Raw genomic sequence first — 12,844 nt, forward strand, 5'->3', positions numbered from 1 at the left:
TACGGAAAGAGGGTGACCGGATGAAAGATATCAAGGAACGGGTAAGGGATAAGAATCCGAAGATTCGAAATCCGGCTGCCCGACTTCCGAAAGAACTGGTTCGCTCAGCGGTTCTGGAAGCAAAAGAAAAGCCAAGGGAACTACATGAAAAAAGCAGTGGGCAGTCAGAATCCCCAACACAGTATGGAACTGAAAAAATAGAATCCGTACAGTACAGAGCGGCGAGTGTGGCAGGAAAAAGTATAGGGAAAACCACATATCAAGGTGGAAAAAAACTTGCTGGAGTGACCTACAGGAAGATAAAGGAAAGAAAAAGCAGACAGGAAGAAGCGAAAGCTGCCGAAGAAGCAATGGAGCAGGGGGCAGAAAGCGGAAAGAAATTAATCAAGTTGAAACCGGAGCAGGCAGCACTTGCCAAGGAGAATGGTAAACGGCAGGTGAAAGCAGCACCGAGAGTGGTAAAAGTATCCGGTCTGTCTCAAGAAAAAATAAAGACACAGGCATCCATGCAGAAACAGCAGATGGAAAAAAGTCTTCAGGCGATGCAGAAAGCAAGAGCAGCCCAGATGGCAAGAAAGTCAGCACAGGCATCGGCAGAAAGTGGAAAAGCAGTCCTTCAGGTAACTGGAAAGGGTTCAAAGTTATCCGTACAGGGAATTACAGCAGCGATTCAAAAAGGGGTAGTAGCTCTTGAAAAAATGGGAAAATGGATTGCTGCCGGAGGTAGTGCATTTCTTCTGGTATTTATTCTGATTGTGGGAATCATTGCAGGAGCAGCTTTCAGCAGTAATTCGGAAAGCTCCGAATCCCTAAGTGAAGAAGTGCTTGCGTATACTTCTGTGATACAGCAGTATGCATCCCAATACGGCATTCCGGAATATGTGTCTGCGATACAGGCCATCATGATGCAGGAATCTGGAGGCAGGGGAACAGACCCGATGCAGTGTTCGGAAAGTCCATATAATACAAGATTCCCACACACTCCTGGTTCTATTACTGATCCGGATTATTCGATAGAGGTTGGAGTACAGACCTTTGCAGACTGTATCAGACAGGCAGGATGCAGCAGTCCACAGGATCTGGACAAGCTGAAACTTGCATGGCAGGGATATAACTATGGAAATGGCTACATAGGATGGGCATTGCAAAGAGGCGGTTATACAGAAGCCAATGCATTGCAGTTTTCACAGGAACAGGCAGCTTCGCATGGATGGAGCAGTTACGGAGATCCCCAATACGTTCCCCATGTGATGCGGTATTATTCCGGTGGCAGCCTGTTTGCTGGTTTGTTTGGTAATCAGCAGATTGTGTCGGTTGCAATGGGGCAGCTTGGAAACAGTGGCGGTCAGAAGTTCTGGAGCTGGTACGGATTTGACAGTCGGGTAGAATGGTGTGCCTGTTTTGTAAGCTGGTGTGCGGATCAGAGCGGTCTGATTGCAAGTGGGAATGTTCCTAAATTCTCATTGTGCAGTGATGGAGTGTCCTGGTTTCAGGGAAAGAATAAGTGGCAGAGTGGCGGAACAACTCCGACAGCTGGAATGATCATCTTTTTTGACTGGGATCATGATGGAACATCGGATCATGTAGGAATAGTAGAAAAGTGTGAAGGTGGAAGAGTTTACACGATTGAGGGAAATTCCAGTGATCAGGTACGGCAGAGAAATTATGCAGTAGATTACAGTTCTATAATGGGATATGGGGTGATAAATTGATGGTTTCTTTCATAATTTGTTAAGGATTTTATAAGGGAGTTAATGAATCCTTTGGAAAATAGTCACAAAATAGGCACAGTTGATTGATAAATTGTTATTGTAACTTTTAGTGATAGACATATAAAGAGTTAGAAATCTTTATAATTGACTTGAATTAGGAGGTAGTGAATATGAGTGATCAGAATGTAAAAGCAGCACAAAAATATTTAAATGCGATGTTTGGTGGACATAAGGATTGGGTAAAACTGGATGAAGATGGAAAGACCGGAACAGCCGTGATGCAGGGAATCATTCGTGCATTTCAGATTCAGAATGGAATCTCAACGATTACAGGAACGGTTGGACCACTTACTATTAATACCATGAAGAAGTTAGCCATTATTACAAAAATGGATCCGAATGATACTCCGCAGGTTAATGTATGCTTGATTCAGTGTGCTCTGTTTTGCAAAGGATATGCTGCTGGAGGAATTACTGGAATTTATTATACATCAGGAGTAAATGCAGTTAAAAAGATGCAGGAAAATGCAGGACTGGAAGTTACGGGCAAAATTGATTGGAAAGTTTGGTCTGGATTGTTATCCCTAAACTGGTTTACAAAGGTTTCTGGTGGGGATTCCAATATTGTTCTTATTCAACAGCAATTAAATAGTGACTGGTCAGATGTTATTGGTGTTGGACCTTGTGATGGAATTGCCTCAAGACAGACAATTTTGTCTTTAGTTGGTGCATTGCAGGCGGCTGAAGGAGTTACAACTGAATTAATTACAGATTTGAATTCAGTTAATTTTGGCGATGCAACAACAAATGCGTTTCCGGGTACATTACAGAACGGACAGAACTCGACGAAATATGTTCCATTTAATAAGATTGCTCAATACGGACTATATTTTAACGGATATAATCCGGGAAGATTCGATGGCGTGTTTGATTCGACTACAGAGTCAAAGGTGTCAGAATTTCAGGAGTTTTATGGTCTGACAGGAATTGGACTTGTAACAAAAGGAAAAGTAAATGTTTCTACTATGAAATCATTGCTTACGAGTAAAGGCGATACAAACAGGGCAGCAAAAGCGTGTGACTGTGCAACAGTATTAAATAAACAACAGGCATTAGATATAAAAAATGCAGGGTATACTCATGTAGGACGTTATCTGACAGGTTCTGTTGGAAAAGAACATACACCGAAATATTTGACATCAACAGAAGTGAAAAACATTGAAAATGCAGGATTATCGGTATTCCCGATATATCAGGATGGAGGATATGAATTAAACTATTTTAAGGATCCGTCCCAGGGAAGTGTTGATGCACAGACAGCAATTTTAGCAGCCGAGAGAATCGGTATACCAAGTGGAACGACTATATACTTTGCAGTGGATTTTGATTGTTATTCATATCAGATTGATACATTTATTATACCTTATTTTGAACAGATTCACATGATCTTTTTCAGTTCGACAAATGATAAAAATTATAAAGTCGGCATTTATGCACCAAGATATGTATGTACTAAAGTTTATGAAGCAGGATTGGCAAGTAAATCATTTGTGGCAGATATGTCAACTGGATTTAGCTGTAATTTGGGATATTCGATGCCGAAGAACTGGGCATTTGATCAATTTTGTGAGTTGAACTCATTTTCTTCATCACCTTCGTTCCCACTGGATAAAGATGCATATTCAGGGAGAGATACTGGATTTAAAAAGTTCGATGCCGTATCGACAAAAACAGATGAGGAAATAGCGCAAGAAAATCTTCGGGCAAAGGTAAAAATAGCACGAAATCAATATGTCTATAATGTAATGGAGCCGCTTGGTTATCTGAATAAAATTATGGATGTGGGTGTGGAGTATGATAAGGAAATTTCACTGGGAACAATGATGAGTCCTCAAGGAGCAATTGATATTTCTACTAAAATATCCACATCGCTTGAAAGTTCAACTGGTAAAATTTATAATATAAAAGTGGATATAGGAAATGATGGAGAATTGACACAAACTTGCAAAAATCAAATTATGGAGATTTCATCAAATTTATCAGATACAGGTATAGAGGGAGCAGATAACTTTGGAAATACGATAGAAAAAATTGCTTTATCGGTTAAATCTGGTAATATTGCTTTTGAAATAAATAATGTTTTTGCCAATAGTGTAGAGTTTTCCATTGTATTTAGTACATCAGATTTGCTGCCAGAAGAGGAAAAAGAGTGGACAATATCGGTTGCTTTGATTTTTACAATGACATTAAATTCTAATAGTGGTCTTGAATTTAATGTTGTAGAATTCACAAAAGAGCATAGTAATATACTGGCAGGAGCCGTAATATTAGTTCTTGCGGGTGCATTAGTTGTAAATGCAATTCCGTCAATTATTGCTTTATTTTCAGCTGGAGCAGGTACTGTTTTTGGTTTGTTGATTCAAGCGCTGTAAATTGTAAAAGAATAAAAGAGACAATGGCCAGAGGTTCGATTTTATAAAGAGGACCTCTGGCAAAAGGGGGATTAAGAAGAATGCATATTAAATCAATTGTGTCAGATGAGGATAGGGAAGAATTAGAAAGAATGCTTTCGCTTGGGTTTATAATTCCTAATCAATTATTTAAAACAAGACAGAAAAGTAGAATGATTATCTATATTTTTACACCTGTAGAATTTTTACTGTCGATTAATTGTTATCTGTCGGAAAGTTATTTGATGTTTGGAATAGGGATTGGAACTTGTGTGGCTTGTGTGGCTTGGATTATTTGGTATCAAATGATTGGTAAAAATTTTGAAAAAAATGTTCATGAATTTGTCTGGGGTAGATCAGGATATGAAACGGTGGATATCGATGAAAACGCAATTAAAATAGATGAAGATCAAATTTATGAATTTAAAAATATTGATAGAATGTTCTTATATAAAAACTTCTTTTTTTTCATAACAAATGAAAAGAAAATATTTATATTTAAAACGACAGATATGGAGTCGGATGAACTTATAAAAATTATTAAAACAACAGGGATTTTATTTGAAAAAAAAGAAAAACCATTTAATATTTATAAGTATTGTAAAAAAGGAAAAAGTTTTTAAAAATAAGCAGAGGATGGTGGATTTATCATCCTTTTAGAGAAGAGCATGTATTTTAAAGGGAATCTGGTTTTGCAGGTTCCCTTTTTGCCATCAAAAACGTTGATGTTTTATCAAATGACGCTAAAAATAAAAAGAATAATGCAGGGGGTGACATTATTAGTTATCGCTGTAATATTTGGATAAAATATAAATAAAACATAAAAAATATAAATAAATTATAAAATGGCGACAGTTTTTTCTTGTTCAAGTGTTTATTATATAGAGGACAAAATAAGACAGCAAAGGAAGTGGTGCTGTTGCATCGGAAAAATGACACAAAATTAGTGATGTCCATTCGGGAAAAGAATTGAAGGGGATTCTTTTCCCCATTTGTCGTGTTACGAAAGACTGAGGGTAAGAAAATATGCTAGAACTTGCAATCTGTGATGATGACATCATCCTATGTAATTGGTTAGAACAGAAGCTGCTCCATTATGGGAAAGCGAATGACTGTCAGATATCTATAGAAATATACTATTCTGCGGAGCAGCTTCTTAACAGGCTGGAAGAAGAATCCTACGATATGTTATTCCTTGATATTTGTCTGGAACATGAGAATGGAATTGATATCGGAACGGAGATACGAAAGAAAAATTATGGAAAAGAACTGCGGATTACCTATATTTCAACATATCAGGAATATGCTATGAAATTATTCCGTATTCATCCATTTGATTTTCTTGTAAAGCCAATCCGAGAGGAAGAACTTTTCCGGGTGATAGGTGAATTACGGGAACTGTTAAAAGAACGGAAGAAAATATTTGAATATACGGATACAAAAGGAATCCACAAGATTTCTTATGACAAGATCCTGTATTTTTATAGTCTGGGAAAAAGAGTACATATCGTGACATCGGAAAAAGAATATGAATATCGAGGAAAATTAAAGGATGTAGCGGATGTAACAGAAGAATATTTCTTACTGATTCACAAGTCCTATCTCATCAATATGGAACACGTGGAGCATTACGAATATGACAACGTGGTTATGAAAGACAAGACACGTCTCAGTATCAGTAAAGCAAATCGCAAGAAGGTCAGGGAAAGACTATTACAAACGGAGAAGAAAAGATTATGAATATCCATTTGATCACTTATCTGACAAGTAAATTATTCTGGATTTATACTGTGTTCCGTTACAATACCATCCTGTATCCAAAAAATGAGGATACACAAAAGCTATTTGCATATTTTTGTGCATATCTGCTTTCATGCTGGGGAAGCATGCAGTGGGGAACGATGTACGGAGATCTGATCTTTGAGCTGATAGCTCTGTTAATTATAACAGTGGCATATCAGGCAGACTGGCAACATCATGTCTGGAATACACTTATGGTATATATTATGGGAATTTTATGTGATGACCAGTGGTACAGATCCGAAAGGAAATCAGATCAGCTACGTTTATGATAAGAATTATCAGCAGGTCAAAGCAACCGATGCAAAAGGAAATACAATTACTTATAAGTATGACAGCATGGGACGTGTCATAGAAGAGAGTAATAAAGATTTTGGAACAAAGCTCTATGAATATGACAAAGCAGGAAATCTGAAAAAATATACCGATGGAAATGGAAATGCAACCGTATCCAAGTTTGATTCTCTTGGACAGGTGCTTCAGTCCAAAGATGCAGTTGGTAATATAACCAAATATGAATATGACGCATTAGGAAATGAAACCAAGATTACTTATGGAGATGGAAGCAGCCATTCCAAGGAATATGATAACTGCGGAAGACTCGCTAAAGAGACAGATGAATTAGGTGCAGTTACCACTTATACTTATGATGCGGCAGACAATCTGGTATCAAAATCAGATGACAGTGGAAGAACCTGGACTTATACCTACGATAATACAGGAAACCGCTTAAGTGAAACCAACCCAGAAGGTGGAACTACCACATATACTTATGATAAAGCAGGAAATCTGGTATCTTCTACCGATGAAGAGGGAAGAACAGATACTTATGCTTACGACAAGGCAGGAAATCTGACTACATCCAAAGATGCCCTTGGATATACCGTATCCATGAAGTATGACTTAAATGGAAATCTGGTATCCTCTACCGATGAAAATGGAAATACCAGTACCATGACTTACGATGGTAATGGAAACATGACATCGGTAAGCGATGCAAAGGGCAACATTACAGCAATGAAATATGATTCCACCGACAATCTGGAACAGACGGTGGATGCCCTGAAAGGAAAGACCACTTACGAATACGATTCACAGGGCAACAGCACAAAGATGACAGATGCCCTCGGCAATGCGTATAGTTATGTGTATGATAAAGAGGGAAATAACACATCCATAATACTGCCGACAGGGGACAAGGTGCTGATGGAGTACGATGCCATCGGACAGCTTGTAAAATGTACGGATGCACAGGGACTCGTAATTACCTATCAATATGACGGAGCAGGCAACCTGATCCATTCCTCCGACAATGGTGGAAACAGTATGGATTATACTTATGATGGTGCCGGAAATGTACTGACACAGACCGATGAACTTGGCAGGACAGCAACATACAAGTACGATCAGTACGGCAGACTCCTGAAACTTACTGAAGCAGACGGAAGTATCACATCTTATGAATATGATGTTATGGACCGCATTACAGCGGTAACGGATGCGGAAGGTCATAAAACAACCTTTACCTACGATAAAGTCGGCAACCAGTTATCCATGACAGAAGAAGAGGAAGCCACATATAAATACGCTTACGATAAGAAAGACCGGGTTATTTCTCAGACAAATCCACTGGGAGCATCCAGCACCTTTAAGTATGACGGAAATGATAATGTGACGGAATCTGTCGATGAAAACGGTACGGTTACCAAGTATGCTTACGATAAAAATGACAATCTCGTATCCCAGACAGACGGAAATGGAAATACGACAACCTACCAGTATGATGAACTGGACCGCAAGATCGGTGAGACTTCTCCGTTAAAAGAAACAAATGAATACCGTTATGATGCCATTGGAAATCTTACCAAATCAAAAGATCCGATGGGACTCATTACCGAATACAAATATGACAGCCTGAGTAACATGACGGAACAGATTTCTCCAAAGGGAGCAGTTACCAAATATGATTACGACAAGCATGGCAATGTCATTTCTGTAACGGATGCAAAGGGAAATGAGACACAGTACAGTGTTGACCTGAATGACAATGTCACAAAGATGACACAGGCGAATGGTGGAGAGTATACCTATAGTTATGATAAAGCCGGACGTCTGAAGAGTATGACCAGTCCACTGGGTTATACTAAAAATTTCTCTTATGATAAAGTGGACAACGTGGTAAAAGAAAGCGACAGCTTAAAGAGTACCACTACTTATACTTACGATAAGCTCCATAACATGAAGTCTTCTACCAATGCACTGGATGGAACAACCAGCTTTTCTTATGATAAGTATGGCAATCTGGTGAAGGAGACAGATCCGCTTGGACGGAGCAATACCTACAGTTATGACCTGGCAGGTCAGATGACTTCTGCAGCTGATCCGCTTGGTAAGATAACTGCTTACACTTACGACCCGGCAGGAAATATTACTGAGATCACCAAACCGGGTGGAAGAAAGACCAGCTATGGATATGATAAGAATTATAATGTTACATCTGTAACAGATCCGATGGGCTATGTTGCAAAGACAGTCTACGATAAAGACAACCGTGTAACAGAAGAGACCGATGCACTGGGGCAGAAGGAATCCTATACCTATGATAAGGACAGCAGGGTAACTTCTATTACAGACAAGCGTGGATTCACAACGGGATTTGATTACGATGCACATGGGAATATTCAGGTTGTTACAGATAAGACCGGATTAAAGAGCCATCTGGAATATGACAAGAATGACAACCTGACCAAAGTAACTGATGCCCTTGGCGGTGTAACAACTTATGGTTACGACAACATGGATAACCTGGTGACCTTCACCAATGCAGCAAATAAGACAACGAATTATACTTATGACTTAGAAGGCAACCTGACATCCATCAAAGATCCGGAAGGAAGAACGGAGAAATTCGACTATGATGAAAAAGGCAGACTGACCGGACATACACAGGCAAGCGGCAAGAAAACCACGTATGATTACGACAAACTGAATGACCTGTTGGAGAAATCTTATCAGGACGCAAAAGGCGAGACATCCGAAAAGGACGTGACCTACGCATATAACAGTGCCGGGGAACGGGTATCCATGAAGGATCAGACAGGCAAGAGCAGCTACGAATACGATGCACTTGGAAGAATCACCAAAGTGACAAGCGGTTCGAAAAAGGATGTCAGCTACGTTTATGATGACGCAGATAATCTGCAGGCAATCGTATACCCGGATGGGACAAAGATCAGCTATGAATACGACTTAAATGATAATCTGGTAAAACTGACAGACCGTAATAGAAAAGTAACCACTTACAAGCATGATGCACTGAACCGTGTGACAGAAGTTACTAGAAGTAATGGAACAAAGACGGAAGTATCTTACGATGCAGAAGATCATATCACAAAGATTGTGAATACCTGTGGTTCCTGCGGCAAAGTAATCAGTACTTATGAGGGATTATCGAACTGGTTTATATTGTGTTACAAAGTGTTGTAAAGCCCGGAATTACAGGCTTTTTTAAAATTGACTTACATATAAAGTGTTATATTTATTTATCCTGATTTGACCGAAATTTGCCCCGAGATTCTTTGTTTGGATTTGTTTGAAAATAGTTTGATAAAAATAAAATAGAATGAAATATTTGAAATAAACATAAAAAAATATAGACAAAATAGGGAATAAGATATAATATTAAAGTAAATATATAATCTAAGGAGGAAGGATATTTATGAGAAAAATTTTTAAACGATTTGCTTCACTTTTGACAATCTTTATATTGACTATTATGTCAATAGTTCCTGTCCATGCATCGGAGAATACTTCTGTTGTAAATGTTACGGATGATTTGGCGATACAGATGGCAGAACGTTTTGCAAAGGGAATAGGAGAAAATAGCAATATTGTTGCTAATAATCCGAGAAAATTTTATGATACAACAGGTCAAGCTATTGGATATATTGTAAATTACAATTTAGAAAACAAACCATATGGATATGTAGTTTTTGATACTACGTGTGAATCTTTGATATCAGAATACTCATTTGGTAATAATTCAGCAAATCCATATGAGGTGATTTATCAAAGTGAAGCAAATGTATTTAGTGAAAAAGCAAATACCTCTGAAATATATAAAATAGCTCCGTTTGAATATGGTATTGTTGATAATTTGGGAAAGATTAGAACGAATTATGGTGAAACATTAGAAAAAACAGTACTGTCCTTGAATGAGAGTAGGGGAAAAGACCCAGCTACTTGGGATGAGGTTTTGCTAGATATTGATGAAGTTTATGAAAACTACACGCTTGTTTCAACAAATCATCTTCAAGAATTTATTTCCTTTAATGAGCCGTATATAGAAAGTGTAACAGGACATTATGCATGTGCAGTTAGTGCATTATTAGCATGTGGTGCATATTATAATGCTGTTGATTATACAGATATTGCAGGTGATTATATGGATATTTGGGATTCAACAGGAACGACAGTTTCATCGGAGAGTGGAGGAATAACATATGGTTCAACAACTATTGGCAATATTGGACCTGGATTTGTGGACTTTTGTGCTGGAAAGAATGTTTCTGTAACACAAAATACTGACTATAGTCCCAATTATAATTTTTTCACTAATTGCATTGATAGAGGAGATATAGCAGTTGTCCATTGTGGTATAATTAGCAGTGATACTGGAGAACGTGCGGGGCATTCAATGGCAGCAGAGGGATATGCAACTTTGCGAGCATATAATTCTGGAAATACAGTACATACATTGATGGTATTTGATGGATGGGGGGATACAGTACGTTATTTGAATTTTGATTTTGATAGTTGGACAGACATATCGGGGACTACATTTAATGGATAAGAAACGATTGATTTTGTTAATCATACTTTTGCTTGCAATAGTATTAATTGTGCTTGGCGTAAAAGGAAATGTTTTTAAGGAGAATCGTCAAAATATGGAGTTGCGTTCTAGTGGAGATGATAATTCTCATTGGTTTCATTTGAGTGGGGTTGTTGTAGAGAAAACTTTTGATACACTTTTAATAGAACTAAATGAGAAGGAAGAAAGTAGTCTATTTTTTGATACGACAAAAGTTAGTTTAGATTGTACTAAGTGTAAAGGTGATCTAGAACAAGTATCAGAAGGAAATGTTATTAAATTTTATTTTTTTAAGTATAATATTGATGGTGAAACGGTAAAAATTGAAAGAATAGTAAGATAAAAGTATAAGTAAGAGTTCTGCTATCAGAACATTATTATTAGTGAGGTAAAGGAACAAGGCGAAGCCGAGACGCCGTAGGGCAGTCCTTTACGGAACGGACACAGCCAATACCATCATGATACATAAGAGGACTTGAAAGGTCACAAACCTTGCAAGTCCTCTTGTTTATCTTATGGGTTACTTCTGTCGGATTGCATTTTCCAATAGACCGCTTCTTTCGTGGCTTCTCGGAAAAAGCTATCCTGTCTGGTATATGACAGATGTTCATTCTGGATATAAGCGTCTGATTCGCAATCATATTCGTAAGGGATTACCTGTGCTGTTCCCTGTTTTTCATCAATTCCATAGATAATTACTTTGGAATCTCTCAATGCCAGTCCGAGTGTCAGAAAGCCGGAAGTGAAATAATTGTTGTTGTGTGGAGCGGTTATGCTTTTCAGTGCATGAAAGAAGTCTGCTACTTCCTCAGTCTGTCCATTCTCAAAAGCCGGAATGATATGTAAGGTGTTGTTTGCCTTATCTGCATATGCCCGGCAGACCAGAACGGAAGAATCCGCTTTTTGTATGATACCGTCAAAATAATCGCCGGAGTATGCAGTTGGCTGATAGAAAATGGCGGTTTCTTTTGTTGTAAGGTTATGATAAGTCAGAAAGCCGTTTACAAGCCGGACAATCTCGATATCATCCCCGTAGGTAAATCCGTTCTGCTCTAAAAGAGAATAGAAAGTTCTGGTAAATTCTTCCGGCAGTTCAATCCCCAGTTTTTCTGTGATAAGCATATCTACATATTCTTTAAATGAACCATACAGAAGTTCATTCAGCGTCATATTGCCCAACGTGGCAATCTGCTTCAAGCGTTTCTCATTGGGAAGATTCACACCCTTTTCCCAACTGTTTACAGAGCCTTTCGGGGCATTATCTATGATTTCCCCAAACTTCTGCATACTGTAACCGTATTTCTTGCGTATCTGTAAAATTCGTTTTCCTACTGCTTCTTTATTCACAAACATATGCACACCTCGTTTCTGTTTTCATCATAACACAAGATAAGGATAAATGTAAGGGTAAAATTATAATAAGTTATAAAAAGATATAGTTAAGCGTTTGAAATACAAAAATAAAAAGTAAGGGAAAAAGTAAAATAATTGTTGGCAAGAAGAAAAAACAGGTCTATGATGAGGTTAAGAGGTAAGGAGAAAAGTAATGAAATAAATATAGACGTGGATATGAAAAGGACTTGTCACACTTACCAGACACTCATTCACCATGATTTCAAAAAAGGAGAAATGTAGCATGCAGATTACATTGACAAAAGAACAGGTCAGAGAAGCGTTCGGGGAACTCCGTTACATGGGAGCAGACTACTGCTACAAGTATGATAAGGAAACCCGGAAGAAAACCGAGGAAGTGGAAGCATTGAAACTTCACCTCGGAAGCATGAAACTTGGAAACAGCGTAGATATCCGTCTGGAAGCAACAGAACTTCCAAAGGTAGAGCCTTACACAGTGGTAGAACTAGAAGAAGCGGTATATGCCCCTTATGTGCAGAGAGGAAACTTCCCGGTATTGGTGGACAGAATCTCCTGCAAGGGTATCCGTGTTGTTACCGGAAAAGGAAACGTGTAGAGACTGTTCCCGGAAATTCTCTGCGGACTGCTCCGTACAGCGT

10 protein-coding genes are annotated in these 12,844 nt (G+C 38.3%); 9 read left to right on the forward strand and 1 reads right to left on the reverse strand.

What is annotated here, in order from left to right:
- Positions 1 to 20 precede the first annotated feature (20 nt).
- The 8 genes from AB5213_RS02495 (at position 21) to AB5213_RS02530 (ending at position 11,175) form a co-directional block, all read left to right on the forward strand.
- Positions 21 to 1,712: a lysozyme family protein gene (locus AB5213_RS02495; protein ID WP_006426969.1), complete on the forward strand. Its 1,692-nt coding sequence runs from the start codon at positions 21 to 23 to the stop codon at positions 1,710 to 1,712.
- A gap of 170 nt (positions 1,713 to 1,882) precedes the next feature.
- Positions 1,883 to 4,144: a glycoside hydrolase domain-containing protein gene (locus tag AB5213_RS02500; protein WP_007884642.1), complete on the forward strand. Its 2,262-nt coding sequence runs from the start codon at positions 1,883 to 1,885 to the stop codon at positions 4,142 to 4,144.
- A gap of 80 nt (positions 4,145 to 4,224) precedes the next feature.
- Positions 4,225 to 4,785: a hypothetical protein gene (locus AB5213_RS02505; protein ID WP_006426967.1), complete on the forward strand. Its 561-nt coding sequence runs from the start codon at positions 4,225 to 4,227 to the stop codon at positions 4,783 to 4,785.
- Between the two features lie 403 nt (positions 4,786 to 5,188).
- Positions 5,189 to 5,902, forward strand: coding sequence for a LytTR family DNA-binding domain-containing protein (locus tag AB5213_RS02510; protein WP_015513340.1), 714 nt, complete (start codon positions 5,189 to 5,191; stop codon positions 5,900 to 5,902).
- Positions 5,899 to 6,234 carry a hypothetical protein gene (locus AB5213_RS02515; protein WP_055158805.1) on the forward strand — a complete coding sequence of 112 codons (336 nt, stop codon included), beginning with the start codon at positions 5,899 to 5,901 and terminating at the stop codon, positions 6,232 to 6,234. Before AB5213_RS02510 ends, AB5213_RS02515 begins: the two co-directional genes overlap by 4 nt.
- Entirely contained in the window at positions 6,185 to 9,448 is a 3,264-nt protein-coding gene (locus AB5213_RS02520) for a hypothetical protein (RefSeq protein WP_368276278.1), read from the forward strand. Before AB5213_RS02515 ends, AB5213_RS02520 begins: the two co-directional genes overlap by 50 nt.
- A 232-nt stretch (positions 9,449 to 9,680) precedes the next feature.
- Positions 9,681 to 10,814, forward strand: coding sequence for a hypothetical protein (locus AB5213_RS02525; protein WP_004844113.1), 1,134 nt, complete (start codon positions 9,681 to 9,683; stop codon positions 10,812 to 10,814).
- Positions 10,807 to 11,175 carry a hypothetical protein gene (locus AB5213_RS02530; RefSeq protein WP_004844112.1) on the forward strand — a complete coding sequence of 123 codons (369 nt, stop codon included), beginning with the start codon at positions 10,807 to 10,809 and terminating at the stop codon, positions 11,173 to 11,175. The genes AB5213_RS02525 and AB5213_RS02530 overlap by 8 nt, the downstream gene beginning before the upstream one ends.
- 170 nt (positions 11,176 to 11,345) lie before the next feature.
- Here AB5213_RS02530 and AB5213_RS02535 read toward each other — a convergent pair whose 3' ends face one another.
- On the reverse strand, positions 11,346 to 12,185 hold the full coding sequence (locus tag AB5213_RS02535; RefSeq protein WP_004844111.1) for a helix-turn-helix domain-containing protein: 840 nt from the start codon (positions 12,183 to 12,185) through the stop codon (positions 11,346 to 11,348).
- Between the two features lie 283 nt (positions 12,186 to 12,468).
- Between AB5213_RS02535 and AB5213_RS02540 the strand changes: the two genes are divergently transcribed.
- Positions 12,469 to 12,801 carry a hypothetical protein gene (locus tag AB5213_RS02540; RefSeq protein ID WP_009244196.1) on the forward strand — a complete coding sequence of 111 codons (333 nt, stop codon included), beginning with the start codon at positions 12,469 to 12,471 and terminating at the stop codon, positions 12,799 to 12,801.
- Positions 12,802 to 12,844: the final 43 nt, after the last annotated feature.

Source organism: Coprococcus sp. RTP21204st1_G4_RTP21204_210225 (genome assembly GCF_040915385.1).
GTDB classification, from domain to species: domain Bacteria; phylum Bacillota; class Clostridia; order Lachnospirales; family Lachnospiraceae; genus Allocoprococcus; species Allocoprococcus comes.